General features: G+C 73.4%; 30 protein-coding genes. 11 read left to right on the top strand and 19 right to left on the bottom strand.

What is annotated here, in order from left to right:
• Positions 1 to 23: 23 nt before the first annotated feature.
• The 6 genes from ABZW32_RS19705 to ABZW32_RS19680 all read right to left on the bottom strand — a co-directional run bounded on the left by ABZW32_RS19705 (position 24) and on the right by ABZW32_RS19680 (position 4,969).
• A complete protein-coding gene (locus ABZW32_RS19705; protein WP_356217537.1) occupies positions 24 to 926 on the bottom strand; it encodes a hypothetical protein in 903 nt (300 codons plus the stop codon).
• A gap of 164 nt (positions 927 to 1,090) precedes the next feature.
• Complete coding sequence (locus ABZW32_RS19700) at positions 1,091 to 1,576, bottom strand: hypothetical protein (protein WP_356217536.1); 486 nt, start codon at positions 1,574 to 1,576, stop codon at positions 1,091 to 1,093.
• Positions 1,577 to 1,602: 26 nt separating this feature from the next.
• A complete protein-coding gene (locus ABZW32_RS19695) occupies positions 1,603 to 2,097 on the bottom strand; it encodes a hypothetical protein (protein WP_356217534.1) in 495 nt (164 codons plus the stop codon).
• A gap of 29 nt (positions 2,098 to 2,126) precedes the next feature.
• Positions 2,127 to 3,455 carry a hypothetical protein gene (locus tag ABZW32_RS19690; RefSeq protein ID WP_356217532.1) on the bottom strand — a complete coding sequence of 443 codons (1,329 nt, stop codon included), beginning with the start codon at positions 3,453 to 3,455 and terminating at the stop codon, positions 2,127 to 2,129.
• A gap of 11 nt (positions 3,456 to 3,466) precedes the next feature.
• Complete coding sequence (locus tag ABZW32_RS19685; protein WP_356217530.1) at positions 3,467 to 3,910, bottom strand: hypothetical protein; 444 nt, start codon at positions 3,908 to 3,910, stop codon at positions 3,467 to 3,469.
• Positions 3,911 to 4,006: 96 nt separating this feature from the next.
• Positions 4,007 to 4,969, bottom strand: coding sequence for an alpha/beta hydrolase (locus ABZW32_RS19680; protein ID WP_356217528.1), 963 nt, complete (start codon positions 4,967 to 4,969; stop codon positions 4,007 to 4,009).
• 103 nt (positions 4,970 to 5,072) lie between these two features.
• Here ABZW32_RS19680 and ABZW32_RS19675 point away from each other — a divergent pair, with 103 nt between their 5' ends.
• Entirely contained in the window at positions 5,073 to 5,696 is a 624-nt protein-coding gene (locus tag ABZW32_RS19675) for a sigma-70 family RNA polymerase sigma factor (protein ID WP_356217526.1), read from the top strand.
• Positions 5,697 to 5,705: 9 nt separating this feature from the next.
• On the opposite strand, the gene ABZW32_RS19670 is transcribed toward ABZW32_RS19675, so the two are convergent.
• Positions 5,706 to 6,491 carry an SDR family NAD(P)-dependent oxidoreductase gene (locus ABZW32_RS19670; RefSeq protein ID WP_356217525.1) on the bottom strand — a complete coding sequence of 262 codons (786 nt, stop codon included), beginning with the start codon at positions 6,489 to 6,491 and terminating at the stop codon, positions 5,706 to 5,708.
• Positions 6,492 to 6,629: 138 nt separating this feature from the next.
• Between ABZW32_RS19670 and ABZW32_RS19665 the strand changes: the two genes are divergently transcribed.
• The gene (locus ABZW32_RS19665) at positions 6,630 to 7,352 is read left to right on the top strand and encodes a hypothetical protein (protein ID WP_356217523.1); all 723 of its coding nucleotides are present in this window, start codon (positions 6,630 to 6,632) and stop codon (positions 7,350 to 7,352) included.
• Positions 7,353 to 7,496: 144 nt separating this feature from the next.
• Here ABZW32_RS19665 and ABZW32_RS19660 read toward each other — a convergent pair whose 3' ends face one another.
• Together ABZW32_RS19660 and ABZW32_RS19655 are read right to left on the bottom strand one after the other, a co-directional pair.
• Complete coding sequence (locus tag ABZW32_RS19660; protein WP_356217521.1) at positions 7,497 to 9,215, bottom strand: acyl-CoA dehydrogenase family protein; 1,719 nt, start codon at positions 9,213 to 9,215, stop codon at positions 7,497 to 7,499.
• Positions 9,216 to 9,261: 46 nt separating this feature from the next.
• Positions 9,262 to 9,828 carry a PadR family transcriptional regulator gene (locus ABZW32_RS19655; protein WP_356217519.1) on the bottom strand — a complete coding sequence of 189 codons (567 nt, stop codon included), beginning with the start codon at positions 9,826 to 9,828 and terminating at the stop codon, positions 9,262 to 9,264.
• 304 nt (positions 9,829 to 10,132) lie between these two features.
• On the opposite strand from ABZW32_RS19655, the gene ABZW32_RS19650 reads away from it, so the two are divergent.
• The gene (locus tag ABZW32_RS19650) at positions 10,133 to 11,275 is read left to right on the top strand and encodes an aminotransferase class V-fold PLP-dependent enzyme (RefSeq protein WP_356217517.1); all 1,143 of its coding nucleotides are present in this window, start codon (positions 10,133 to 10,135) and stop codon (positions 11,273 to 11,275) included.
• A gap of 201 nt (positions 11,276 to 11,476) precedes the next feature.
• On the opposite strand, the gene ABZW32_RS19645 is transcribed toward ABZW32_RS19650, so the two are convergent.
• Positions 11,477 to 11,737, bottom strand: a complete 261-nt coding sequence (locus ABZW32_RS19645) for a DUF6225 family protein (RefSeq protein WP_266847357.1) — start codon at positions 11,735 to 11,737, stop codon at positions 11,477 to 11,479.
• 221 nt (positions 11,738 to 11,958) lie between these two features.
• On the opposite strand from ABZW32_RS19645, the gene ABZW32_RS19640 reads away from it, so the two are divergent.
• Positions 11,959 to 12,783, top strand: coding sequence for a hypothetical protein (locus tag ABZW32_RS19640; RefSeq protein ID WP_356217515.1), 825 nt, complete (start codon positions 11,959 to 11,961; stop codon positions 12,781 to 12,783).
• Between the two features lie 325 nt (positions 12,784 to 13,108).
• A complete protein-coding gene (locus ABZW32_RS19635) occupies positions 13,109 to 13,432 on the top strand; it encodes a putative quinol monooxygenase (RefSeq protein ID WP_356217513.1) in 324 nt (107 codons plus the stop codon).
• A 3-nt stretch (positions 13,433 to 13,435) separates the two neighbouring features.
• Here the strand turns inward: ABZW32_RS19635 and ABZW32_RS19630 are convergent, their stop codons facing one another.
• The 3 genes from ABZW32_RS19630 to ABZW32_RS19620 form a co-directional block, all read right to left on the bottom strand.
• Positions 13,436 to 14,695 (bottom strand): MFS transporter, encoded by a 1,260-nt coding sequence (locus ABZW32_RS19630; protein ID WP_356217511.1) that lies wholly within the window; start codon positions 14,693 to 14,695, stop codon positions 13,436 to 13,438.
• Positions 14,696 to 14,840: 145 nt separating this feature from the next.
• Positions 14,841 to 15,173, bottom strand: coding sequence for a hypothetical protein (locus ABZW32_RS19625; protein WP_356217509.1), 333 nt, complete (start codon positions 15,171 to 15,173; stop codon positions 14,841 to 14,843).
• Between the two features lie 71 nt (positions 15,174 to 15,244).
• Positions 15,245 to 15,865 carry a GPP34 family phosphoprotein gene (locus tag ABZW32_RS19620; protein WP_356217507.1) on the bottom strand — a complete coding sequence of 207 codons (621 nt, stop codon included), beginning with the start codon at positions 15,863 to 15,865 and terminating at the stop codon, positions 15,245 to 15,247.
• A 161-nt stretch (positions 15,866 to 16,026) separates the two neighbouring features.
• On the opposite strand from ABZW32_RS19620, the gene ABZW32_RS19615 reads away from it, so the two are divergent.
• Positions 16,027 to 16,722 (top strand): hypothetical protein, encoded by a 696-nt coding sequence (locus ABZW32_RS19615; RefSeq protein ID WP_356217505.1) that lies wholly within the window; start codon positions 16,027 to 16,029, stop codon positions 16,720 to 16,722.
• A gap of 108 nt (positions 16,723 to 16,830) precedes the next feature.
• On the opposite strand, the gene ABZW32_RS19610 is transcribed toward ABZW32_RS19615, so the two are convergent.
• The gene (locus ABZW32_RS19610) at positions 16,831 to 17,760 is read right to left on the bottom strand and encodes a LysR family transcriptional regulator (RefSeq protein WP_356217503.1); all 930 of its coding nucleotides are present in this window, start codon (positions 17,758 to 17,760) and stop codon (positions 16,831 to 16,833) included.
• 188 nt (positions 17,761 to 17,948) lie between these two features.
• Here ABZW32_RS19610 and ABZW32_RS19605 point away from each other — a divergent pair, with 188 nt between their 5' ends.
• From ABZW32_RS19605 to ABZW32_RS19595, 3 genes are read left to right on the top strand one after another with little or no spacing between them, the layout of a single operon-like run.
• The gene (locus ABZW32_RS19605) at positions 17,949 to 18,503 is read left to right on the top strand and encodes a DUF6817 domain-containing protein (protein ID WP_356217502.1); all 555 of its coding nucleotides are present in this window, start codon (positions 17,949 to 17,951) and stop codon (positions 18,501 to 18,503) included.
• Positions 18,504 to 18,563: 60 nt separating this feature from the next.
• Complete coding sequence (locus tag ABZW32_RS19600) at positions 18,564 to 19,031, top strand: helix-turn-helix domain-containing protein (protein ID WP_356217500.1); 468 nt, start codon at positions 18,564 to 18,566, stop codon at positions 19,029 to 19,031.
• A gap of 44 nt (positions 19,032 to 19,075) precedes the next feature.
• A complete protein-coding gene (locus ABZW32_RS19595) occupies positions 19,076 to 19,450 on the top strand; it encodes a DUF4180 domain-containing protein (RefSeq protein ID WP_356217498.1) in 375 nt (124 codons plus the stop codon).
• A 55-nt stretch (positions 19,451 to 19,505) separates the two neighbouring features.
• Here the strand turns inward: ABZW32_RS19595 and bla are convergent, their stop codons facing one another.
• The 4 genes from bla to ABZW32_RS19575 all read right to left on the bottom strand — a co-directional run bounded on the left by bla (position 19,506) and on the right by ABZW32_RS19575 (position 23,194).
• Entirely contained in the window at positions 19,506 to 20,432 is a 927-nt protein-coding gene (gene bla, locus ABZW32_RS19590) for a class A beta-lactamase (protein WP_356217496.1), read from the bottom strand.
• Positions 20,433 to 20,472: 40 nt separating this feature from the next.
• A complete protein-coding gene (locus tag ABZW32_RS19585) occupies positions 20,473 to 21,378 on the bottom strand; it encodes a serine protease (protein ID WP_356217494.1) in 906 nt (301 codons plus the stop codon).
• 318 nt (positions 21,379 to 21,696) lie between these two features.
• The gene (locus ABZW32_RS19580; RefSeq protein WP_356217492.1) at positions 21,697 to 22,173 is read right to left on the bottom strand and encodes a hypothetical protein; all 477 of its coding nucleotides are present in this window, start codon (positions 22,171 to 22,173) and stop codon (positions 21,697 to 21,699) included.
• Between the two features lie 127 nt (positions 22,174 to 22,300).
• A complete protein-coding gene (locus tag ABZW32_RS19575) occupies positions 22,301 to 23,194 on the bottom strand; it encodes an alpha/beta hydrolase (protein WP_356217491.1) in 894 nt (297 codons plus the stop codon).
• 149 nt (positions 23,195 to 23,343) lie between these two features.
• Between ABZW32_RS19575 and ABZW32_RS19570 the strand changes: the two genes are divergently transcribed.
• Positions 23,344 to 23,772 carry a hypothetical protein gene (locus tag ABZW32_RS19570; protein ID WP_356217490.1) on the top strand — a complete coding sequence of 143 codons (429 nt, stop codon included), beginning with the start codon at positions 23,344 to 23,346 and terminating at the stop codon, positions 23,770 to 23,772.
• Between the two features lie 212 nt (positions 23,773 to 23,984).
• Entirely contained in the window at positions 23,985 to 24,326 is a 342-nt protein-coding gene (locus tag ABZW32_RS19565) for a hypothetical protein (protein ID WP_356217489.1), read from the top strand.
• Positions 24,327 to 24,398: 72 nt separating this feature from the next.
• On the opposite strand, the gene ABZW32_RS19560 is transcribed toward ABZW32_RS19565, so the two are convergent.
• On the bottom strand, positions 24,399 to 25,631 hold the full coding sequence (locus tag ABZW32_RS19560) for a SpoIIE family protein phosphatase (protein ID WP_356217488.1): 1,233 nt from the start codon (positions 25,629 to 25,631) through the stop codon (positions 24,399 to 24,401).
• Between the last annotated feature and the right edge of the window lie 172 nt (positions 25,632 to 25,803).

Raw genomic sequence — 25,803 nt, 5'->3', positions numbered from 1 at the left:
AGCCGTGGGGCCCCAGCGCGGCCTCAGCCGTGGGGCGGGTGGAGGGCGATCGTCCAGGTGTGGACGGTGTACCGGCTCGAATGACCGGGCCGCGGCTCGGCGATGACCGCGGTGACGTTCCCGCCCTCGCGGCGCAGGGACACCGTCCGGCGGGGGTCCTCGTCGGCTGTGGCGGGCAGGAGCTCCGCGAGTACGGTGGCACCGAGCCGGCGGTCCACGGCGCGCAGCACCCCCGCGTCGAGGACGAGGATGGTGCCGTCCTCCAGGACCACGGGCCGCGGGGCCGACGGCCCGGTCAGGCGGGGGCCGCGTTCGATGACGCCGCCGGGCAGCAGGCGGACGACACGGCTGCCGGTCGGAAGGCTCCGGTCGGTCTCGACGACGCGGATGCCGGTGCCGATGACGTAATGGCCGTAGCTGCGCCAGGAGTCGACGAGGGCGGCGTCGCGGTCGTACTGCCGGGTGTCGAAGGCGTCGTACCCCTCCAGGCCGAGCAGGAAGCGGCCGCCGCCGAGGGCGGCGCCGCGCTTGCCGCGGAGTTCGGCGATCCGGGTGCCGTCCGCCAGGTCGAGGAGGAGGGCCGGGCCGAGGTGGCCCCAGGGGGTGTAGTCGAGGGAGTCCGTGGTGACCAGGACCCGGTCCCCGCTGAGGTGGGCGGCGTTGGGCAGGCCGGCGCAGCGGTGGGTCCATCGGGTGAGGCCCGAGCCGTCGACGCAGGTGATCCGGCCGACCGTGCCGTGGATGCGCAGGCCGTCCCGCGAGGCGAGCGGCCGGGCCTTCCCGGCGCGGTGGCGCCGGTCCGGCGGGAGGCCGGTCGCCTGCCGGTACTCGACGACGCCGACGCGCCAGGGCGCGGGGGGCGCGGGGCGCGCGGGAGACGCGGACGACGCGTCCTGCGCTCGGCCGCTCTGCTCGGGGTCCGCCATGCCCGCGATGGTAGCCGCCCCCGGCCTCCCCCCGGCCGCCGCGTCCGGACGGGCGGTCTCGTCCGCCTTCCGGGCCGTCACATCCGAGCGGCACCGGCCCGTGACCGCCCCCGCGGCCGTACGCCGTACGGTCGGCGTCCGCGCCGGGGCGGCCGGCTCCGCCGTCAGAGCCTGCGCGTTCCGCGCCAGGTCCAGCCCGCCGCGAGGACGGTGTCGCGCAGGGGGTGCTTCATGTCCCGGGTGTCGAGGCGGAACGTCTCGACCTTCTGCCGGCGGCCGTCGGCCCCCTTCTCGAAGGTCCACTCCTTCTGCACGCGGCGGATGGGGCCGCGGCCGTGTTCGCGCTGCACGGTCCGCCCGGGCGGGTTCCCGGCCCGGGTCACCGCCCACTGCTCGTCCATGGCCCGTACCTCGCGCTCCTCGGGGACCAGCCGCATCCAGATCTTGAAGGTCCGCTCCACCTGTCGCCGGGTCACGCCCGAACCGGTGGGGGGCTCCATGACCCGCCATTCCGCCACCAGGTGCGCTCCTTCGCCGGGTGTCTCGCGCACGCCGAACGGCACGCCCGTGCCGGTCAGCGCGAGCAGTGCCGCGCGCAGTTCCGTGGCGGGCACGGCCGGGGCACCGCCGTCCGGCCTCGTGGTGCCCATGTACCTGTCCCAGAGACGGCCCATGGTCAGGCCCCTTCGCCCGTGTCCGGGCGGACGCTGCGCACGAACGACCGGAAGTCGTCGACGACGGCGTCGTGCTGGGCGGCGGTGGCGGTCAGGGCGAGCCGGAGCACGGCCCGACGGCTGGGGTCGCGGGTGTCGACGAGGGCCAGGAACACCTGGGACTGGACCAGGTCGCGCCGGACGTCCCCGGCGACGGCGGAGAAGGTCATCCGCTGGGTGAGGGCGGGGGAATCCGCGGTCCCGGCCTGTTGGCGCCGGACCATCTGGACGGACTCGGCGACCTCGCGCAGCCGCCGCACCGAATCGTCGGCGAGGTCGACGAGGGTCGCGCCCTCGGGCGGGAAACCGCCGTCGACGGTGATGTTGGCGGCGAAGCCGGCGTCGGGCCGCGGGTGCACCGCGGCGAAGGCGACGCCGGGGTCGAACGCTTCCCGGTGGGCCGGGAGCCAGCCGTCGGGCAGGTGGAACTCGATCGGTACCGGCAGGGTGGTGGGCATCTCGGGCCCTCCTTCCAGGGGGGAGTACATCAGTCGAACCAGCCGGTGACGGTGTCCTTGACGTCGCCGGCGGTGTCACCCACGAGGTCGGCCACGTCTCCGGCGGCCTTGGTCACCTTGCCCGGGTCCACGGTGATTTCGAGGCCGACGGCGCCGCCGAGGCCCGGGGCGAGGCCGGCCTTGCCGCCGAGCTTCCACGCGCCGGTGTCCTTGTCCTTGCGCAGGCCCCAGGAGGCTTCCGCGCCCGCGCCGGCCCAGCCCTCGCCGGTCACGCCGACGCCGATGCCGCCGGCTTCCACGCCGGTGGCCCCGGATATCTTCGCTCCGGCGAAGGCCTTCGCGCCGACTCCGACCTCGGTCTTGGTCACCTTCGCGGTGGCCGAGGCCTCCGCGCCGGCGAATCCCTCGACGCGCCCGTAGCCGCCGACCTGTCCGTACTCGGCGCGGCCCTCGACCAGTGCCCTGATGCCCGCCGATGCCTCGGCCTTTCCGGAGACGCCCTGGTCGGTGAAGCCCCAGTTGGCGGTGGCGCGGGCACCGGCGTACATGTCGTCCACGCCGGAGAGCGTCCAGCGTCCGTCGGTCATGGAGCCCTTGGCGGTGGCGTGGAAGAGGTCGGCGTAGGCCTTGACCGAACCCTCCTTGCCGTACTTGGTGCCGCTGATGGAGAAGCCGGCGGCGGGCCCGGTGACCGTGGTGGGGTCGTGCCCGTCCGGCGGTACGGTGTCCGCCGACAGGGTCTTCGGCGCCTTGGAGAGGTCGCCCTCGGGGTGGGCGTTGAACCCGTTGAACGTTGCGTCGGCACCCCTGCCGAAGCCGTCCCTGTTGCTGTCGACGACGGCGGCGCTCAGCGCCGCCCTGACGTGCCGGTCGAGCTCGGACACGGCCCGCACCCGGTCGTCGATGTGCTTCTGCCACGCGCCGACGGCGTCGGAGATGCTCTTCCGGCCGTCGGGGTCGTGGTGGTAGGCGCTGCGTTCGGCCGGGGTGAGCCTGGCGTAGTCGAAGGCGACGCGTCCCTGCTCGGAGACGGTCATGCCGGCGGCCACCGCGTCGTCGCGGGCGCTCTCCAGCTTCTTCTTGAGGTCGGTGAAGCCCTCGTGCGCGTCACGGAGCAGGCTCGCGATGGCCTTGGCCTGCGTCTGCGCGGCGGCGTACTCGTAGCGGGTCGCCGTGAAACCGGAGTGGGCGGCCCCGGCGCTGACGCCGGACCAGTCCGGCCCTGTCGCGATCTTCTGGACGGATTCGCCGTAGCGGGTCTCGACCTTCTTCAGCTCGCCCGCCATCGAGTCCCACTTGCCTGCGGCCGTCGTGAGCAGGCCCAGGTCCGTGGTCATGACCTCGTAGTAGTTCAGCACCGCGGCTCCCCCTACAGACCGTTCAGCCCGGAGTTCGAGCCCGCCGTACGGAGCTGGTCGCCCACTCCCGTGTCGTTGCCGGTGATCAGACTGTTGGCACCGCGCAGCGCGCTCTTCTCGCCCGCCAGCCGGCCCATCAGGGTCTTCACCTGCTGGTCCCACGTGTCGGCCACCGTCTTCAGGCCGGCGGCGGTCTCCCAGCCGTCGAAGCCCTTGCCGGCGGCGCCGGTGGCGTCGTCGGCGTGCTCGGTGGCCTTCTTGGTGTTCGGCTGGAGCTCGGTCTCGATGGTGTTGGCGGCGGCCCTCTTCTCCGCGGGCGTCGAGGCGAAGTCCGGCGAGCCGCCCGGGGCGAACGGCCCCATCGGGCCCGGCGCCCCGTTCAGCCGCGTCCCCACCCGCCGGTCCGCGCCGCCCGCGCTCCCACCACTCCACAACTGGCCGGATTCATCTGGCATGTCGATTCTCCCCGTTGGCAGGCCACTGATCCTATGCATGACAACCGGACAGGAACCAAGCCCCCCTCGGCTCTACGGAAAACCCTCGCCGGATCCTTACGAAGCCGGTCCGGACCGGGCCTCGGCGGGGGTGGCCGACGCCTCCGGGAAAAGGGGGTGCCGGCTCGTTCCGGGCGGATTCCCCCGGGTACCGGACCGGTCGGCATGGCCGGTATCCGCCGCACCCGCGCCGAGGAACGCCGCCACGGTCGCCACGAAGCGGCCGGGATCGTCGATCCACGGGTAGTGGCCCGCTCCGGGCTGGACGACGAACGTGGCGTCGGGGAAGAGCTCCGCGAATGCGGCGACCATCGCGGGCGGGCTGTTCAGGTCGAACTCCCCGGCGAGCAGGAGGACCGGGGCCTCGAAGGTGCCGAGCGCCGCCCGGGTGGCCTCGGGGTCGAACGCTCCGTCGGCGCCGAAGTGGGCGACCGCGTCCGGGTTGCGCGGCTGCCCGGCCTCGTGGTGCTCACGCGCCGCGGCGTCCCACCGGCCGCAGAAGAAGGGGGCGAGGGCCGCCCGTTCGGCCGCTCCGCCGACGCCCCTGGAGACCTTCTCCAGCGCGGCGAAGGCCTCGGGGAACCACGGCTCGTCCTTCCGCAGCAGGGCCAGCTCGCGCCGCGTCGCACCACTGGCGTCGATGCCGACGGCCCGGGCGCCGGGGCCGATGAGGGCGAGCCTGCCGGTCCGCTCCGGGTACCGGGCCACGTACCGCGCCGCGAGGTTCGCGCCGCCGGAGTGGGCCAGCAGATCGGTCCGGGCGAGCCCGAGGTGCATACGCAGGGCCTCCACGTCGTCGACCAGGCGGTCGCACCGGTAGGAGGCGGTGTCTTCGGGGACGGCGGACCGGCCGGTGCCGCGCAGGTCCGGCAGGATCAGCCGGCGGTGCCGGGCCAGACCGCCGAGGTCGCCGAGGTAGCGCGAGTCCGCGGGGCCGCCGGGGAGGCAGAGCAGGGGGGCGCCGTCGCCGATCGTGCGGTAGGCGAGCAGCGTTCCGTCAGGTGCGGGGTACGTGGGCATGGCGTGGATCCTGCCATCCACAACCCGGTTCTACAACCAGGTTGTACACCCTGGTTGTAGAACCGGGTTATGACCACCGTCTCCCCCGGTGTATAACCGAGCCATGACAGGCACGACGGACCCCTCCCGGGCACTGACTGACCGCTCCGGGGCACTGAGCGAGGAGCAGGCGGGGCGGATCCTCGCCGAGATGAACGAGGTCATCCGGGCGGGCGAGGAGATGCGCAGGCTCCGCTCCGAGATGATCAAGGTGCTGGTGGGGCTGGGATGGACCCAGGAGCGGATCGCCCGGCTCACGGACATGAGCCAGCCCGCCGTGTCCAAGCAGGTGGTGAAGTACCGGGCGGAGGACCCCACGCCGACCCCGATGGAACTCTCCCTCCGCCAGCACGACGCGCCCTGGCTCGAAGGACGCCTGTGGGGCCTGGCCGAGGAGATCTCCGAGACCCTCGGCGCCACCGCCCGCTGCACCCGCCACGTCGACGCGTTCGCCCGCGGGCGCAAGCGCTTCACCCCGCGGACGGTGGACGAGCTGCGGCGCCTGGTCGAGGAGGACCTGCGGCAGCACCGGGCCGAGCTGCCCGTCGGCCACAGGGAGGCGTACGACGAGATCAGCCGCGGCCTCGACGTCCCTGCCGGGCCCCCCTCGGCCGCCACGGGGCCGGCCTCCGTCCGGCGTGCGCTGGCGCACCGCATCCAGCGCGACCGGCTCGGGGGTACGGCCTGACCCGGGGGGTCACTCCCCGCGCAGGGCGCCCCGCAGGCCGGACTGGCTGATGAGGATGCCCCCGTCCACGGGAAGGGTCACACCGGTGATCCAGGCGGCGTCGCGGGACGCCAGGAAGGCCACGGCCGCCGCGATGTCGTCGGGCAGGCCGACCCTGCCGAGCGGATAGTGCCCGGCCGCGGCCGCCAGCCCGGCCTCGCGCCCCGCCCAGCCGTCGGTGTGGACCGTACCGGGGGCGACCAGGTTCACGCGGACGCCCCGGGGCGCCGCGTGGCCGGCGAGCGTACGGGTCAGTCCGGCGAGGCCCGCCTTGGCCGCGCTGTAGGCGTGGTTGCCGAAGTCCTGCTCGCCGTTGACCGAACCGACGCTGACGATCGCGCCCCGGCGGCCGGGTGCCGCCGCGAGGTGCGGGAGGGCGGCGCGGGCGCAGCGGTAGGCGCCGGTGAGGGTGACGTCGAGGTCCCGTGCCCAGGTCTCGTCGGTCCCGTCCTCGAAGAGGGGGGTGTCCGGGTGGCAGGAGTGGGCGTTGTTGACCAGCACGTCGAGCGTGCCGAAGTGGCGGACCGCGTGGGCGACGGCCGCCTCGACGGCGGCGCGGTCGGCCACGTCGCAGCCCAGCGACTCGGCGGCGCCCCCGCGCTCCCGGATGCCGGCCGCCGCCTTTTCGGCCCGCTCCCCGTCCAGGTCGGTGACCAGCACCCGCGCGCCCTCGCCGGCCAGCCGTCCGGCGACGGCCTCACCGATGCCGCGCCCCGCACCCGTGACCAGTACGCCGTACCCCTCGAAACGTCGCATGCCCGCCTCCCTACCCACCCCCCGCACGCCCCGAACCGGGAGCCCCCTCGCCCGGCCCGGCTCCGCGCCGGGCGCAGAGGCCTCCGCCTCGAACCCTTAGGCTTGCGTTGATCATTGAGGAATACCGGGGCGGGAAACATGAACAAATGGGTTGCGGTCGCGGGTGTCACCACACTCGCCATGCTCGCCGTGGGGTGCGGTGCGAGCGCTGAGACGGCGCCGGGCGGCGGCGGCAAGCCGGGCGCTGCCGGCTCGCCCGACGCGGCCTCCCCCTCCCTCCCCAAGCAGGCGGACGGCGAGCTGGCGGCCGACAAGGGGACCCGGTACACGCACGTCGGTCTTCCCGTGATGGAGCAGCTCACCTGTGACAAGGGTGACGGCGGCTTCCGCTTCGGCAACGGCAAGGACGTGCGCCTGTCCGCGACCGACGACCTCCCCCTCCGTGAGGACAAGAGCGGCGGCGACCGAATCTCCTGCTTCGGATTCCCCCGCATCCAACTGAGCAAGGGCCCCATCACGGTCACCGCGCCGGACCTCATCGCCCGCACGAAACTGTTCGACCAGGTGGCGGACCCCAAGGCCACCCTGGACAAGGTCTTCGAGGAGTCACTGGGCGCCGGTAAGGGCGAACGGCCGCTCGTCGGCAAACCGACGGAGGTCAGCACCCCTACCGCGGTGATCAAGTGTCAGCAGAACGTCGCCGACAGCTTCCCGATGACGACCTGCTACTGGGCCGACCACGGCGCCGTCGGAGCGATCGACTACTTCCCGCCGGGCGGAAAGCACTTCTCCATGGTGCAAGCGGTCAAACGCACCAAGGAGTTCCTCAAGACGGCCCTGCAGCCCGCGTCCGCCTCCTGAGCCGTGCCGGGGGGGTACACCGTGCGGTGAGCTCGTTTCGGCCCGCGCCCGTCCGGCACGCCGCTACGCCGAAGCCGAAGCCACGGCACCGGCCAGGAGCCGCTCGCGGAAGCGGGCGGCTCCTGGCCGGTGATCCGTGACGGCTTACGGAGCCATCTCGTACGTCCCCGACAGGGCCTCGACCCGCTCCCACACCCGGGCCGAGCGGGCGTCGTCGACGACCGGGCGCCGCACCGCACCGAGCGCCCAGCCCTGCTGCTGCTCGGTGGCGGAGTCCTTGCCGTGCAGTTCCACCGCGTGCCCGGAGAAGTCGCGCACCAGGACGGCGAACAGCTCGTCCAGCACGTCCTCGTCGAGACCGGTCAGGCGAGCCTGCTCCAGGATGAGCTGACCGTGGACCACGAGCGCGAACAGCTGGCCGACGGCGAGCAGGAGGTCGAGGTCGCGGCTCTGCTCCTCGTCCGGAGCGGCGGTGGCGACGAACTCGCACAGGGCGTCGGCCTGCTCGCGGAAGCGGGCGACGTTCGGCACGGCGGCGTACGCGTCGTAGGCGGTGCGCCAGTCGTGGAAGCGTACGGATCCCAGTCCGCGGGCGGGGCCCTGCCGGAAGAGGAAGGCGTCGTCGGCCGCGTCGTGGCGGGTCGGTACGGGGGCGTACTCGACCGGCTCCAGGAGGTGGTTGCGCATGAACTTGAGGATCAGGGCGAGGTTGACGTGGACGGTGCCTTCGAGCTTGGGCAGCCCGCGGATCTCGACGGCCGCCTGGGCGAAGTAGGTGTCCTTCTCGAAGCCCTTGGCGGCGATGACGTCCCACATCAGGTCGATGACCTTCTCGCCCTCCGTGGTCACCTTCATCTTCGTCATCGGGTTGAAGAGCAGGTAACGACGGTCCTCGGGGCCGGCCGAGCGGAAGTAGTCGACGGCGCGGTCGCTGAAGAGCTTCATGCCGACGAGGCGGACGTAGGCGTCGGCCAGCTCCCGGCGCACGTGCGGGAACGCGGTGACCGGGCGGCCGTAGAGGACGCGGTTGTGCGCGTGGGTGACGGCCTCGTACATGGCGTGCTCGCAGATGCCGATGGACGCGGTGCAGAGGTTGAACTTGCCGACGTTGACGGTGTTCAGGGCCGCGTCGAAGGCGGCGCGGCCGGTGTGCAGGACGTCGGCGGCGGCCACGGGGTAGCCGTCCAGGCGGAACTCGCTCACGTACTTGGAGGAGTCCACGACGTTCTTCACCAGGTGGTACGCCGGGTGGCGGCTGTCGGCGGCGAAGAAGACGTACCCGTCCGGGCCTTCGACGTCGGTGCGACGGCCGAAGACGGAGACGAGTCCGGCGGCGTTGCCGTTGCCGATGTAGTACTTGGAGCCGGTGGCGCGGAAACCGCCGTCGCCGTCGGGCTCCAGCAGCATGTCCGTGGAGTAGATGTCGGCGCCGTGGGTCTTCTCGGACAGGCCGAAGGCGAACACCTCCCCCTGGGAGAGGAGTTCCGCCGCGCGGGTGCGGGCGGCGGCGTTGTCGCTCTGCCAGACCGGGCCGAGGCCGAGGATGGTGACCTGCCAGGCGTACCAGTAGTCGAGACCGTAGAAGCCGAAGATCTCGTTGAGGGCGGCGATCCGCGCGGTGTCCCAGCGCCGGTCCTCCTGCCCGGCCGCGGAGGCCGGGGTGAGGAAGGTGGCGAACAGGCTCTCCTTGGCGGCGAACGCGAGGAAGTCCCCGAGCCAGGCGCGGGTGCGGTAGTCCTCGATCAGCCGGCGCTTGCCGCGGGCCTCGAACCAGTCGACGGTGGCACGCAGCAGCCTGCGCGTCTCGGGGTCGAAGTGTGCCGGGTCGTACGTGTGAGGGTTGAACAGCAGGGCGTCGGCCATGGGGTTTCGCCTTCCTGAGGTTGCGGGACGAGGGGTGCGGTGCGGTTCAGGCGGGCGGGAGCGCCCCGCCGAGCCGGTGCAGGGTGGCGAGGACGTCGTCGAGCCAGGCGATGGTCATCCGTTCGTACGCGATGCCTCCGCGCAGCACGACGTGCTGGAGCTCCCGGCCCTGGTCGAGCGGTGCCGGCGCGTCGGGCCCGGTGAAGTCGCGCCGCTCTCCCGCGAGGTAGTGCGCGAGCCGGCCGCTGTGCACGGCGTGGTGGCGCTCGACCTCGCGGATCAGCGCGGCCGGGTCGTCGAAAGCCGCGCCGCGGATCTTCACGGCGAGGTCGTGGCGCATGGTTTCGGGTTCGATCGGTTCGTGGAGCCAACGGGAGAGGGCGGCGCTGCCGGGCGCGGCGACGGAGTACTCCTTCTTGTCCGGCCTGCCCTGTTGGGCCACCTCGCGGACGGCGAGCAGGCCGTCGCCCTCCATCCGCTTGAGCACGCGGTAGATCTGCTGGTGGGTGGCCGTCCAGAAGTAGCCGATGGAGCGTTCGAAGCGCCGGGCCAGCTCATAGCCGGAACCCGGCTTCTCCAGCAGGGAGACGAGGATCGCGTGTTCGAGCGCCATACCCCCGATCTTTCTATGCAACTCGTTGCATAGACAAGCGCGGGCGGCCCGGTGAGACGCGGCTCACCCGTGACCCGTAACCCGGCCCGGGGTGAATCGTTTCTCTCTACGTCGCAGATACACACCCGCGTCCCCCGCGGCATCAGCGGCACGAGGGCCCGGGGACCTCCATCACTCCCCGGGCCCTCGCTCTCCCGCCGGCCTCCGCCGCGCCGGTCCCCGCCGACGCGACCCCCGCCCCTAGAGTGGGCGCGGACGGTCGGCGAGCCGCACCTGGCGGGCGCGGGAGGAGGGTGCGGACACCGTGACGGCCCACGGCAACGGCACGGGCGGGCGGGAACTCTTCGACGTCCCGCGGGAGGTGTCGTACTTCAACACGGCGAGCATCGCCCCCACCCTGACGGCGTCCCTGGAAGCGGGCCGGGCAGCTCTCGCCTGGCGCGCCAGGCCCTGGGAGATCCGGACGGACGACTGGTTCGACGGCGCCGAGCGCCGCCGGACCCTGTTCGCCCCCCTCATCGGCGCGGCCCCCGGGGACATCGCCCTCATCCCGGCCACCAGCTACGGATGCGCCACCGCGGCCGCCAACGTGGCCGTGGGGCCCGGCCGGCACGTGGTCGTACTGGACGGCGAGTACCCGTCGGGCATCTACACCTGGCGCCGCCTCGCGGCCGAGCGCGGGGCGGAGCTGCGCACGGTGTCCCGCGGGCCGGGGCAGGGATGGACCGAGGCCGTACTGGAAGCGATCGGCGAGCGGACCGCCGTGGTGTCGGTACCGCAGGTCCACTGGACGGACGGGGCCTCCCTCGACCTGGTCGCCGTCTCCCGCGCGGCCCGCGCCGCCGGGGCGGCACTGGTGGTCGACGCCAGCCAGTCCGCCGGCGCCGTGCCCCTCGACGTACGCGAGGTCCGCCCCGACTTCCTCTTCGCGGTGGGCTACAAGTGGCTGCTCGGGCCGTTCGGACTGGGCTACCTCTACGTGGACGCCGCACACCACGGCGGCCGGCCGCTGGAGGAGAACTGGATCGTGCGCCGGGACGCGCGCGACTTCAGCCGGCTCGTCGACTACCGCGACGACTACCAGGACGGCGCCCGCCGCTTCGACGTGGGACAGCGCACCGAGTTCGAGCTCGCGCCCATGGCGGTGGCCGCGCTGGAGCAGATGAACGAGTGGACCCCGTCCGGGGTCGCCCGCGTCCTCGCCCGGCACACCGCCCGCATCGGCGAGGCCGCCCTGGCCGCGGGCTGGACGGTACCCGAGCCGCGCGGCCCCCACATGCTCGGCGTCCACCTGCCCGAGGGTGTACGGCCGCGCCTCATGGAGTACCTGGAGGCGCGGGGCATCCACACCGCCGCACGCGGCGACGCCCTGCGGATCAGTCCGCACATGCACACCACCGACGAGGACGTCGACCGGCTCACCGACGCGTTCCGCCGCCACCACTGATCCCGGAAAACGAAGAACCCCGGCCTCCCTGAGGAGGCCGGGGCCTTGATCGAGCGCTGGGCAGGCCTTGCACCTGCATCCCCCCACGGGAAGTGGGGTGTCTTTCCTTGGACCACCAACGCCTGTCCCACCATCGCGTTCCGCGGCGGTGAGCTCTAGATCAACTGTACCGCACCGATCCGGCCCCGGCGGACACCCCCGTCAGTCGACGTCGAGGTGGTAGGCACCGGCTCGGGCGTCGGCGAAGAGGGTGAACTGCACCTGCTCACCGCTCGGGTCGTCACCGGTGTCCACCTCGACCGGTTCGGCGTCAACCAGGACGTACTCTCCGTACCCTTCGAAGTCTCCCGGTCCGTCGGCCACACCGATGTGGATGGGCGTCTCGTCGGGCAGGTCTGCGAGTGCCGCGCGCAGCCGCGCCGCGGTCCACACCTGTGGGGCGTGGTCGAACATGTCAGCCATGCCCCGAGGTTAGGCCCGTTGCCCCTGCGCGCCTCCGCGCCGCGCCGGGCACACGCGGCGGTGGCGGCATACGGGTGGAACGACCGCGGGACGACGGCGCGACATCGGCTTTCTCCGGAACCCAAGAGTGCGGCGGATCTTCACGGAAGCGCAGTTGCGCCCGCGTGTTGGCGGGTAGCATCCGGCAGCAACACCGTGAGGTATGAGGAGAGTGAGCCGCAATGGCGAACGAGTCGGACACCACACCCATCCACAACGTGTACGCACAGCGGTTCGCCGCCGATCTGGAGACCAACCGCAAGGAACAGGAGTACGTCTCCGTCCAGATCGCGGAACTCGAAGTGCGTCTGGCGCAGTTGAAGGCGGACGAGAACTGGCTCCTCGGTATCCAGGGCACCCTGCCCTCGGAGGCGGAGAAGAAGCAGGCGGCCGAGGCTCAGGACGCACCGGCGGCGAACGTCGCGCCCGCCACGCCGGCGGCGTCCACGACCGGCCCGGCCTCCGGCGGTGTGCCGAAGCCCCGGCAGGCGAGGAAGGCCACGGGGGCGACCGCGCGCGCCAGGACGGCCACACCGGCCAGGAAGGCCGCCGCCGCGGCGGCCGACTCGAAGACCGAGGTGAAGACCGAGGCGAAGACCGAGGCCAAGACCGCGACGAAGGCGAAGGCCACCGCTCGCAAGTCCGCCGCCCCTAAGCCCGCGGCGGCCCCGAAGGCCTCCGAGCCGAAGGCCCGCAAGGCCGCGGAACCGCCGCTGCGCGAGCTGGTCCTGACCCTCCTGGTCGCAGCCGCGGAACCCCGCATGGTCAGCGAGGTCGCCTCCGCGCTGGCCGAGGCCCACCCCGGCCGCCCGACCTCCACCCAGGTGGTGCGCAACGCCCTCGAAGCGCTCGCCAAGAAGGGCTCCATCGAGAAGGAGCACAAGCAGGGCTCGGTGATGTACACCGCACCCCGGCCCACCGCTCCGGAACCGGCGGCCCCCGCCGCGGAGGCCGCCGGGGAGCCCGTCGCGGCTCCGGAGCCGGAGACCGTGGCCGCCGAGGCCTGACCTGCCCTCCGGGCACCGCACCCGGCCGGGGGTTCGCGCACGCACCGTGCACCCCGGCCGGTCGCCGGCCGGAGCGACGCCGGGCGTACGCGCCTCCCCCGGGACGGCAAAAGGCCCCGCCCTCCGTGAGGAGGCCGGGGCCTTGATCGAGCGCTGGGCAGGCCTTGCACCTGCATCCCCCCACGGGAAGTGGGGTGTCTTTCCTTGGACCACCAACGCGGGTCCCACCGCCGCTTCCGCGGCCGCAAGAACAAGATCAATGTAGCACGACGTCACCCCGGGCCCAAAGAGGAGCGCCGGGCGGGGTCGTGCCTACAATGGTGGAATGATCTTCATTGTGGTGAAATTCGCCGTCAAGCCCGAATACGTCGACCAGTGGCCCGAGAAGGTCGCGGAGTTCACCCGCGCCACCCGGGCCGAGCCGGGCAACCTGTGGTTCGAGTGGTCGCGCAGCCTGGAGGAGCCGGACACCTACGTACTGGTCGAGGCCTTCCAGGACGACGCGGCGGAGGCGCACGTGACCTCCGATCACTTCCGTGCCGCCCTGGAGGCGATGCGGCCGCTGGTCGCCCGCACGCCCGACATCGTCAGCACCACCATCGAGGGTGCCACCGGCTGGAGCCGGATGGGCGAGCTCCAGGTCGACTGACCGTCAGCTCCCGCCCCTCGCCCGCGCCCCGCCGGCCCACACGTCGGCGCGGGCCCGGGCCACGTAGGGCCGGGAAGCCAGGGTAACGGTGGCGGAGAGCAGGGCGACGAGGGCGATCGTGGCTCCGGGGGCGAGGTACTGGGCGGCGCCACCGGCGATCGCGGCGCCGAGGCCCTGACAGGTCATCCGGCCGGCGGACTCGACGCCCTGGACCTGTCCGCGGACCGCCTCGGGGGTCAGTTCGAGGAGCGCCTCCTGCAGGGGCAGGGTGGCGGCGAACCCGACGCCGGACACGAACACGGCCGCCGTGAGGACCGCGACGGGCGGGGAGAAGGCGAACAGCAGGTACGGGACCGCGAGCAGCAGCCGCAGGGCGAAGGCGTGGCGCCGGCGCCCCTCGGCCGTGAGCAGGCGCCCGACGACCAGGTCCCCGAGGAGCATGCCGGCCGACCCGGCGGCCAGGAGGGTACCGGCGTCCTGGGGTGCGTAGGAGATGAAAAGCGCCTCGCAGCCGACGATCAGTCCGTTGGGCACCCACAGGTTCAACAGCAGCGCCCGTCGGCCCGGGTGGGAGAAGAGCGCGATGTTCGTCGTCCAGGTCTGGCGCAGTCCGGGGCGGCGGGTCAGCCGGATGGAGCGTTCCCGGACGGTCGTCGCGACCACCACCAGGGAGAGTGCGGCCAGGGCCGTGGCGACGCCGATGAGCCCACGCGGGCTCGTGTACCGGAGCAACAGCGCTCCGACGGCGTAGCCGAGGATCGCCGTACCGCCCGAGGTGATGTTGATCAGGGAGCGTGCCAGTGCGTAGGCGGAGGCCGGCACGACCTCGGCCAGCAGCCCCATGCGGGTGCCGGTTCCCAGCGACTGGAAGAACCCGAGCAGCAGGAGCAGGGCGAACCTGACGGTCAGCGGGAGCCCCGGGACCGCCTGCGCGGCCACTCCGGCCAGGGTGAGGCACTGGAGTGCGACGAGGGTGCGGCGGGGGCGGCGGCCGTCCGCGACCGACATCAGGGTCAGCGCTCCGAGCACCGTGGCGAAAGTAGCGCCGTACATGGTGACGGCGGTGAGGAAGGGCGAACCGGTCTGCCGGTCGACCAGCGTGCCGAGGGCGAAGCCCGACAGGGTGGCGGCGGCGGCCGTCAGGGTGAATCCGGCGTAGAGACCGGCGAATTCTCGGGACCGGAGCAGGGCCCGGTATCCGGTGGGGGCGGGTGCGGGGCCGCCGTCGGCGGGGGCGCGGGACACGGAGTGGTCGGAAGGCATGAAAAAAGCCTCCGAACCTGCGCACCGGGTGCGCCGCCGAAGGCCAACTCCTGGATCATAGCAGGCTCATGGGCCAGGATCGGCCCCCGGACCGGGCCGCCCCCTACGCGAGGTCGGCCCGGATCCGGGCGCCGGCCCGGTGGGCCTAGGGTCCGAACGGGCCCGGCGGGGGGCCGCCGGCCGGGAGCGAGGCCTCCCTGAGTGCCGCGACCGCGTAAAGGGTGCCGTCGGTGCGGCCCGCGAGCAGGCCCCGTGGCGTGTGGACGCTCCACAGGTCCTCGGAGCCGGGTTCGGCCCTGCCGACGGGGAACGGGCGGGTGATGTCGGTGACGTCCCAGATGACGACGGCGCCGCCGGAGCGGGCCGCGCTGTAGACGCGGCCCATGCACTTGAAGACCCACGGATTCGAAGTGATCTCGCCGAGTCCCGGGGCGTGCACGCCCCGATCGGGCTTGGCGCCGGGAACCAGACCCAGCATTACGCCTCCATTACACAGTGTGTCTGCCTGGAATCCCATGGTAGTCACAATGCGCGGGCGCGAACCTCCCGTCAGCCTCCGTTCCCCCGCCAGATGTTGTCAAAAGCTGCCTCCTCGATGGCCCTCCGCTGCCGTACGGCGCCCAGTTCGACCACCGCGTCGTTGACGGCGGCCAGCACCGTGGCCACCGAGTCGTCGGCGACGTCCGGGACGTCCGGCGCGTCCGCGTGCGGGTGGCCCGGGATCCCCACGGCCTCCGCGAGCAGGACGAGGACGGGGTCCTCCGATGCCCAGCGGTCCGCGGCCCGGCGGCGGGCGAGCGAATCGGCGGGCACCAGCGGGCCGGCCCGGAAGGACATGCCGCGGCGCTGTTCCCGGACGAGCAGCCCGTCCGCCTCCAGCGCGGCCCGGTAGGCGCCGGACAGGTCGCGGCCCCTGCGCCACAGCCAGTCGGCCACCGGTTCGTAGGGCGCCTCCCGGACGAGCGCGGCGGCCGCCTCCGCCAGCAGACGGTCGGCCGGGGGCGCTCCCCCGCCCGGCACGATGCGGTCGCCGTCGAGGGCGACGGCCCCGGCGGCGAGGAGGTCGACCAGTTCGGCGCCCGCGAGCGCGAGCGACAGGTCGCCCTGTCCGGCGGGCGGTCCGGACGCCCTGTCCATGGTGACGATCAGCAAGTCCCGTGGTGTGGTCATGAAGTGCTCCACGTCCTCTCCTGGACCCGGCCGGGGCGGGCCGCGCCGTCGCCCCGTCGGGTGCGTCCGCGGGCCCTCGTCCGGGCACGCGCGTGCCCGAGCTTACGGAGCGCGGGCGGCCACGGCATGCGTCCGGGGCGGCGCGGCACCCCCGGACGGGGGTGTCGGCGGCGGCGTCGCCGGCGGGCAGCCCGTCCGCCGCTCCGGTCAAGGCCCCGCCTCTCTCCGAGGACGAGGCGCGCGGGGTCGTCAAGGACATCACCGCGAAGGTCGAGGCGGACAGCTTCGACGCCGAGTACTGGAAGGGGATCACCGAGGGCCCGCTGTTGGAGCAGCAGCTCGCCGTCGTGGAGACCGCCCGGAAGTACGGGACCGACCGGAAGCCCGGACCGGCCAACACCCCGGAGACGGACCCGGCCGTGCACACGTGGACCACCGGCAAGGACGACGGCGGCGACCGCTGGATCCTCGGCGCCCACGAGCTGTCCGGCCACACCGTGGGTGACGCCGAGAACGAGACCGTGCTGCGCTGGTCCCTGTTCCACCAGCAGCGGACGGGCTCCCCCTGGCGCGCGGGCTTCGTCGCGCGCGCCGAGGACGCGAAGGACCTGCCGCAGATCGCCGTCGGTGCCGACGGCCGGGCCGCCACCGGCGGGGACTTCTCGGGACTCGCCGCGAACCCGGCGGACGTCTGCGGGCGCTACGGCGACTACCTGCACACCGACGCCGGCGCGGGCGGTGTGAAGTGGAGCAAGGAGGTCGTCTCCCAGCGCGAGGCCTTCGCCGGCGGCCTCGAGGCCGAGCGCAGGAGCCTCGGCGACCCGGCCAGGCTCGAAGCCGGGGCCGAGAGGGGCTGACCGTGCTCAAGGTCCCTGCGGGCGCTGCCGGTGAGGTCTCCGTCGCGGCGCAGTCGCACCTGCCGTACTCCTTCGAGGGCACCAGGTACACCGGCTGACGGCGCGGCCCTACCCCCGGGCCGCTCCGGGATCCCCGGGAGCGGCCGCGGGCCGTCGCGCGCAGTGGCGGGCGACGGTGTCGGCGAAGGTGCGGGCCAGGGGGGAGAGGGCGTCCCAGCGGCGGACGGCCCAGCCCGCTCCCAGGGGCGGGAGGGCGGGGAGCGGGACCAGGCGCAGGTCCCCGTGACCGGGGCCGAGCCAGCCGGGGAGCGCGGGCACCAGGGCGCAGCCCAGTCCCAGCTCGGCCAGCAGGATCGCGGTGTCCCAGTCGGCGACGCTGGTGTCGAAGACGGCGCGGATGCCCGATTCCCTGAGCCAGTGGTCGAGGTGGGAGCGGGAGGTCGAGTTCTCGGGCAGTCCGACGATGCGGATGCCCTCCAGGTCGGCGGGGGCGATGGACGGGTTCGCGGCCAGGGGGTGTTCGGCGCTGACGGCCAGGACCCAGGGCAGTTCGACGACGGGACGCTGTTCGATGCCGCGCACCGGTTCGCCCATCGTGATCCAGGCGAGGTCGACCCGGCCCGCGGCCACCGCCCCGCAGCAGCCCCGGCTGGAGTTCTCCGTCTCGAACTCCAGGCTGACCTGCGGGAACCGGCGCCGGAAGTCGACGACGGCGGCGGACATGAAGTGACGGACCGTCGTGGCACCGGTGGTGATCCGGACGGATCCGCCGTCCCCGCGTACGAGGTCGTCGATGTCGCGCAGGGCGCGGTCGATGCTGCCGAGGCCTTCGTCGACCGCCATCCACAGGAGGTGTCCGGCCTGGGTGGGGGCCACGCCGCGGGGGTGGCGCTCCAGGAGGCTGAGGCCGAGCTCGCGTTCGAGTCGTTTCACGTGCTGGCTGACGGCCGATTGGGTGCAGTCCATGTCGCGGGCCACGGCGCTGAGCGAACCCGCCTTGCACACCGCGGAGAAGAATCGAAGATCGTCAAGGGTCACATCCCCAAGCTATCCCTTGGGTGACTGGAACCAAACCCTAGGATTGACTTGGATATTGGCCCTTGCCATGATCTTTCCCGGGCCCAGGGCGGCAACCCGGCAGGGGCCTGAGCACCGGTCCGGACCACCGCTCAGGACGCTGCCGGGTGTCGACCCGACCTCACCCGACTCGGGAAGGAACGATCCAGATGCCACGATCGGCCGACCGCGTATCCGCCGCCTTACGCCTCCTGGAGGAACTCGGCGCCTCCACCGCCGACCATCCGGGCGGCACCCTCGGCGCACACCTGCGACGCGTGCGGGAGCAGCTCGAACGCTGGGACGCCCGCCCCGCCCTCCAGCTTGCCGGACTGTGCCACGCCTTCTACGGAACCGACGGCTTCGCCACCGCACCCCTGCCGCTCGGACAGCGCTCCCGGCTGGCGGAGGTGATCGGCGCCGAAGCCGAATCGATCGTCTACTTCTACGCGAGCTGTGACCGCGACGCGTCCTATCCCACGCTGGCCGACGCCGGCTCGCCCTTCCGCGACCGGTTCACCGGCGCCCGGTTCGTCCCCACCCCGCGCCGCCGCAGGGACTTCGTGGAACTGACCGCCGCCAACGAGGTGGACATCGCGCGCGTCGACGGCGACTTCCGCGCGAGGCGGGGAGCCGACCTCCTGTCCATGTTCACCCGACTGCGACCGCTGCTGAGTCCGCCGGCCTGGCAGGACTGCGTGACGACACTCGCCCCTCCCCCATAGTTACTCAGACTTCCCTCAGTCATGTACCTTGAGGGAAGTTAAGGGTCCTCCCGTGCAGGGGTGCGGGGGCAGGCAGCGGAGGGCGACTGGGTGGACGGCGTGGCGCGGCAGCAGCTCTACTACTCGCTGGAACAGGTGGCGGACCTGCTGGGGCTGCACGTGCGGACCGTCCGGGGGTACGTCCGGGACGGCCGGCTGAAGGCCGCCCTCGTCGGGCGGCAGTACCGGGTCACCCACGAGGACCTGGAGGCCTTCACCGGCCTTCCCGCCCCCTCGCCCGCGCGCCCGGCGCGGCACACCGAGGTGTCGGGCATCGTACAGATCGACGCGATCGCCCCCGGCTCCGTCGACCGGCTGACCAATCTGCTGATGGCCGCCGTCGCGGGCCGCCGGAGCGAAGACCGGCTGCGCGTGGAGAGCGTCCACGACAGGGAACGCGCCACCCTCAAGATCATCGTCTTGGGCGGCCTGGACACCACGGCCGAACTCCTGCGGCTCATCGACTCGGTGATCGAGGACCTGGAATGATCCGGCGTCCGCCGGACCGCCCCACGACGAAAGGGACGCCTCCCATGGCTGACACGATCGAGGAACTCGCCGGCACCTGCGTCCTCGTCCGCTCGGGCGACGGGACTCCCGTCCACGACGAGCGCGATGCGACCGACCTGGTCGGCGAGGGGATGTTCCGGGGCGCGGAGTGGGTCGTGCTCCCGGCCGAGTGCCTGTCGGAGGACTTCTTCCGGCTGCGCACCCGTCTCGCGGGCGCCGTCGTCCAGAAGTTCGCCAACTACCGGATGGGGCTGGCGGTCATCGGTGACATCGCGCACCACATCGACGCCAGCGACTCCCTGCGGGACTTCGTCCGGGAGAGCAACCGCGGCACCCAGCTGTGGTTCCTGTCCGACACGGAGGCCTTCCGGACCCGGCTGGCGAGCCTTCGGGCCTGAGCGAGCCGGGGGCCCGAGGGAGCCGGGGCGGGTGGCCCGCCGAAGCGGGTGGCCGTCAGCCGAGCGCCGCCGCCAGGAGCGCCGCGGCCTTGGCCACGAGCGGGTTGTCGGCCACCGCGTCCGGGCGGTCGTGGGTCGTCAGAACGGCCATCACCACGGGCGGGCGGTGCGGGGGCCAGGCGACGCCGACGTCGTTGTTCGTGCCGTACGAGCCTCCGCCGGTCTTGTCGCCCAGGGTCCAGTCGGCGGGCAGGCCCCTGCGGAAGCGCTCGGTGCTCGTGGTGTTCGCCAGGAGCCATCCGGTGAGCCGCTCGCGGTCCCGCGCGGCGAGCGCGTCGCCGAGGACCAGCGCTTCGTAGGTCCGCCCGATGGCGCCCGCGGTGGTGGTGTCGGTCGTCCGGCCGGGCTCGGCGGAGTTCAGTTCGGGCTCCCAGCGGTCCAGCCGGGTGGTGCGGTCCCCCACCGACCGGCAGAAACGGGTGACCGCCTCCGGGCCTCCCAGCTCCCGCAGCAGCAGGTTCGCCGCGGCGTTGTCGCTCTGGCAGACCGCCGCGGCGCACAGCCGCTCGACGGTCATGCCGGCCGCCAGGTTCTCGGGCAGGCCGGTGACGGGACCGAATCCGGAATCCTTCACTTCCCGATCGGTGTAGAAGAGGCGCTTCGCCAGGAACTCCCCGTCGCGGTCGAGGTCGCGCAGGACCGCGGCGACGGCGAGGGTCTTGAAGGCCGAGCACATCGGAAAACGCTCCTCCGCCCGGTGGAGCACGGTCCGGCCGGTGGCCGTGTCCCGGGCGTACACCCCCAGGCGGGCGGAGTGTTCCCGTTCGAGGGCGCGCAGCTCCCGCAGGACGTCCCCCTTCGCCGGCGGCGCCGAGGAGGCCGGGGAGGCCGCGGACCCGCCCAGGGGGATCCCCGCCACCACCGCTCCCGCTGTGGCGGTCAGCACGGCACGACGGGTCGGACGGGCTCCTGTGGTCCCCACGATGCGCTCCCCTACGGCTCTTGCGGTCCCCGTACGCCCTTCAGAACGCACCGGGCGGCCCGCCGGTTCCCTTCCGCACCGCCGGTCCGCCGTGCATCGTCGCGTCGAGCCAGGCCCGGTAGGCGGGGACCGAGGTCCATATTCCGGGACCGTCGCCGCACTTGGGGTCCACGGCGTGGTCGCCGTCGCCGGAGGTGGCGCCGACGAGCCTCCAACGGCCGCCGGTCCGCTGGATCTGCGGACCGCCGGAGTCTCCGTAGCAGGCCATGGCGCCGGGCTCCCGGCTGGTCGTGCACAGCTCGTCGGCGGCCTTCAGTCCGAGGCAGACGGTGGGGGCGGCGCTTCGCGTGTCCAGCTCCTGCAGCCGCTCGGACAACACCCAGTCCTCGGCGGTCTGTACGTCGGCCAGGGCTCCGAAGCCGAGGATGCGCGTGTCGGCGCCCACCCGGGGCGCCCGTGCGGCGATCTCGATCGGCTGCTGCGGGACCGGACGGTCCAGCCGGAGCAGGGCGATGTCGTCGTGCGAGCGGCCCTCCCGCCCGTCGTAGCCGGGGTGGACGACCTTCTCGACGATGGTGCGGACCGTGCCGCCCGAGTGCCGGCGCTCGCTGCCGACCCTGACGGTGCCCGCCGGGTGGGAGGTCGCCGTCTCCTCGGCGCAGTGGGCGGCGGTGACCACCCAGTCGCGGGCGATCAGCGATCCGCCGCACACCCCCTCGATCCGTTCGGAGCCGTAGACGTAGGTCATCGGGATGGACACCATGAACGGGTAGGGCCCGGCGGCGTCGTGCCCGTTGACGATGGCCCGGGCGCCGCCGCTCGTCGCGGTCGCGCACAGCGCGGCGACCATCCCGATCACGGCGACCCGTACCGGCGTACGGCGCGGCCGGCGGGTGCGGGCGGCGGCCGGGGGCCGGCACGGGACCGGCTCGGTGGCAGCGGACATGGTGGCGCCCTTCCCTTCTCCGGGACGGGAGCGCCGTGGCGGCTGGGGCCCGGGGCGGGCCCGGAGCCGCGGCGCGTGGACCGGTCCCCGGCGGGTGGTGGGCCGCGCCGGTGGGGAAGGCCCACCATGCCACCGTAAGCGGATCCCGGCCCCGCCGGCCACGCGGCCGGGCCTCGGACCGCTCGTCCGGATCCGGGCGTGACCCCGCCCCCGGACGCTCGTTGAACGGGGAGGTCAGCGAAGTGCACGGAGCCCCGGGATGGTGTCCCGGGGCTCCGTGGTGGGCGGGGGCCGCCGCGGTCCGCGTCCAGGAGGGCCTCAGTAGTCGAGCTTGTACGTCACGTCCTTCGGGATCGGAGTCGGCGAGGCGTAGGGGTAGACGAGCCTGATCTTCGTGAAGCGCCGCAGATCGGGAGCGGCCGGCCACTGGTCCGGGTCACTCAGGGTTACCTTCACCGGATAGGAACGGAACCGGCCGGTCGCACAGTCGGGCCGGCAGTCGTTCGCCATGTCGATTCCGGTGGCCGTCGCGGTCCGCCGACCCCAGCTGTCCCAGTGCAGCCGGACGAGGCGGTTGTTGCCGTCGCCGCAGGCCAGCACGTAGTCGTCGGGGCGCACCTGGGCCTGCTGGAAGCAGTCGACGAGCACCACGGGGTCCTGCTCCGGTGGGGCCGCGGGTCGCGCGGCCGCCGGAACGGCCGCCACGGCCAGGGCGGCGGCCGCGCACAGCACGGTGGCCGTCCGCAGGCCGCTCCGGGGCGTGCGGATGAGCCGTTCGTCTCCTGAAGCGTCCACGGAGCCTCCCTCGCCCGTCCGGACTGCTGTCGGCCCTGAGGCCATGCCCAGCTTCCCCCACTCGGGCGAACCGCGCACCCGCAGGGAACCTCGACGGCTCTGCCGGAACGCCCTGGAGGATCTTCGTTCAGGCCTCCTCCGGTGCGGCGACGGCCTCCTCACCGGCGGCGAGGAATTCGGCGACCCGGCGGTCGATCTCCGCGGGCGCCGCGGTGGGCAGCGCGAAGTGCGTCAGGTGGGCGAGGGTTTCGACGCGGGCGTGCGGTACGGCCCTGCGGGCGCGGGCCGCGACCTTCGCCGCGTCGTGGGCGCCGCTGCGGCCCGCGAGGAGGACCAGGACCGGGACGGCCGGCGCGGCGGGGTCCGGGCGGCGGCCGACGACCAGCTTGCGGTCCGGGAACCCCGATGCCGCCAGCGCGTAGAGCCGCTTCCACTGCGGATCGGTGTCCGTGCCCGCCGTCTCGCGGTCCAGGAAGGCGAGGGCGCGGGCCGCCGTCGGGCGCACCAGTACCGGCAGGGACCGCAGCAGGAAGGCCGGGCGGTAGCCGGCGAAGCACTGGGTCGGGTCGAGCAGCACCAGCCGGTCGACGCGCCGCGCGGCGTGCAGGGCGTACGTCAGGGCGATCCAGGCGCCGTAGGAATGGCCCAGCAGGTGCGCGCGGGATGCGCCGAGGCCGTCCAGCAGTGCGTCCAGCCAGCCCATGAGGTCGGCGGTGGTGCGCAGCGGGCGCCCCCGGCGCGTGCTGCGGCCGGCGTCTCCGAGGATGTCGACGGCGAGTACCCGATGACGCGCCCCGAGGGCACGGGCGTTGGCGAACCAGACCGCACCGGTGGCGCCGCCGCCGTGCAGCAGGAGGAGCGGGGTGGCCTCGGCGGGCCCGTGGGCGTGGACCCGGGTGGTGCCGTACGGGGTGGGGACATCGATCTCGGTGGTGCCCTCGGGCCAGCGGGCGAGCAGTGCGTCGTAGGCGGCGAAGAACTCCTGGGATCCGGTCACGTCCAACTCCTCGGCAGGGGGCATCGGTCGACCGATTCTCCCGTTCGGCGCGGTACCGGGTCGGCGGGAGATGCCGGTGCCGACGGGCGGCGGTGGCGTCCGGTGTGCGGATTCAGGTGAAATGGGCGGTGTCCGTATCCACTCGCCGGTCGTGCACCATCCCGGGGGAGCCCGTGTACCAGCCTCAGCCTCGTCGTCCCGCTCATTCGTTACGCGCGGAGGCGGCGTTCCACACGCGCCTCGACGACGTCGGCGCGCAGCTCCTCGAACCCGTCTGGCTCGGCAACGCCACCCCGCACCGGGTCCGCTGCGCGGCCGGCCATCTGTGCGCCCCGCGCCCGTCGAACGTCCAGCAGGGACAGGGCCTGTGCCGGACCTGCGCGCGCAAGGACCCGGCCGCCGCCTCGGCGGCCTTCGTGGAGCGTCTGGCGGCCGTCGGCGCGGTGCTCCTCGAATCCCTCTGGCTCGGCGTCCACTCGCCCCACCTCATCCGCTGCGCCGCGGGCCACATCAGCCGCCGTCGGCCGTCCGCGGTGCGCCGCAGCGGCCGGGTCTGCCGCGCCTGCCCGCGCTCCGGGGGCGCTCCGGGTGTTGGTCCCTAGCGGTGGTGCGTGCCGCGCGATGCCCGGCCAATCACCGGGGAGGCAAGCGCTGTTGCTGCGGGGCGCCCCCTTCGGACGGGGACGCCGACGGGCGGGGTAGAGTCGCGGGGGATCGTCTCGTACGGGCGATCGCCGCCGTGTCCGCGCTCCGCGGTGCGGCGAGCCGCGGTCCTGACCCGGCCCGCTTCGACCTCTGCCCCCAGGAGCCACCCATGGCGCGCTCGCTCGACGGTCTCGTCTTCGTCCCGGTGGCCGATCAGGCGCCCGGCCAGGTCGGCCTGCAGACCCGTTTCGAGTACCACGAGCGGGACGGCCACGTCTGGGCCGAGTACCGGGGCGGGGATGTCGTCAGGGGGCACCTGGTCGGTACCCGGTCCGGTGACACCGTCGATTTCCGCTACGTCCAGCTCCGGCTCGACGGCACGACCGCGTCCGGGCACTGCGTCTCGCTCGTGAGGGCCCTCGCCGACGGACGGCTGCGCCTGGAGGAGACCTGGACGTGGGAGTCCCAGGAGGGGAGCGGCACCAGCGTCGTCGAGCAGCCTGCGGCCTGAGGCCGCGGTCGTCTCCGGCCGGGCGGCCGTCTCCCGCCGCCCGTCCGCCCGGGACCGCCGGCCGCCGCACGGTCACAGGCGGAGGACGACCAGGGCGGTGTCGTCGGTGATGCCGGCGGGCGGGACCAGGTCGATCAGGAGGGCGTCGGCCAGTCTTTCGGGGTCGGCGCTCCGGTGGCGGATGACGGAGTCGGCGAGCCGGCGCAGGCCGATGTCGATGTCCTCGTGGCGCCGCTCGACGAGTCCGTCGGTGTAGAGGACGAGGGTGGAGCCCTCGGTGAAGCCGGTCCGGCTCTGGGGGCGGCTCACGTGTTCGGGGCGGGCGCCCAGTGGGGGGTCGGTCGCCCGGTCGAGGAAGGTCACGGTGCCGTCGGGGTGGCAGAGCACCGGTGGGAGGTGACCGGCGCTGCTGTAGGTGAGGGTGTGGCCGGACCAGTCGATGAAGACCGACACGGCGGTGGCGGACTCGGCGCCCTTGACGAAGCGGGCGTAGAGGCCCAGGACCTCCAGGGCCTGGGCGGGGCCCTCCGCGACCCGGGAGGCGGCGGACAGGGCGCTGCGGAGCTGGCCCATGACACCGGCGGCGGGCAGTCCGTGGCCGACGACGTCCCCGACGGCGACCGCGGTGTACCGACGGCCGGGCAGGTCGAACAGGTCGTACCAGTCGCCGCACACGTTGAGGGATCCGGTGGCGGGCCGGTAGCGCACAGCGGCGCTGTGGTGACCCAGCGGGTCGGACTCGGGCAGCATCGCCCGCTGGAGGTGGAGTGCGACCTCGCGTTCGCGCGCGTGGGCCTCGCGCAGGCGCTGGTTGAGCTCCTGGAGCTCCCGGGCCCGGGTGTAGAGCTCCGCTTCCAGGACCCTGGCCCGGTCTCCGCCGCCGCGGGTGCCGCGGGCGCGGATGAGTTCCGTGACCTCCTCGACCCGGTGGAGCACGAGCAGCACGGAGGCGTCCGGGCCGAACACCGGTACGTTCACCGGGCTCCAGTAGCGCTCCTCCCAGGTCCCCGGCTGGTCGGGGTCCTCCACGTCGTAGCGCTGCAGGGCCATGCTGTCGGCTTCCCCGGTGGTGGCGACCCTGCGCAGGGACGCGAGCAGGTTGCGCATGCCGGTGGCGGCCGGGTCGTCGGGGTTGTCGGGGAAGACGTCGAAGACGTAGCGGCCCAGGATCTCCTCCCGCGCGCGGCCCGACAGCCGCAGGTAGGCCTCGTTGGCGTCGGCGAACACGAGGTCCCTGGTCAGCAGGGCGACCGCGCCCGGCAGGGCCCGGAAGACCGCTTCGAAGTCGATACCGGTAGCGCCCACACACTCCACCTGCCCGCGTGCGACCGTTCGGCCTTGCACTCCTCTCACCATAGGCAGGACGGGGGAATCCGACCCGGTGGCACGCGCGGCCGACTGCTCGGGGTCACCGGCGCACCGACCCGCCCCCGCGTACGCGAGCCGGGGCGCGTGGGCTCGCGGGGCGGCTCCGGGC

Origin of the sequence: Streptomyces sp. NPDC004667 (assembly GCF_040609475.1) — a bacterium.
Lineage (GTDB): Bacteria > Actinomycetota > Actinomycetes > Streptomycetales > Streptomycetaceae > Streptomyces.
The sequence above is the reverse complement of the archived record's forward strand: the minus strand, read 5'-3'. Positions and strand labels throughout refer to the sequence as shown.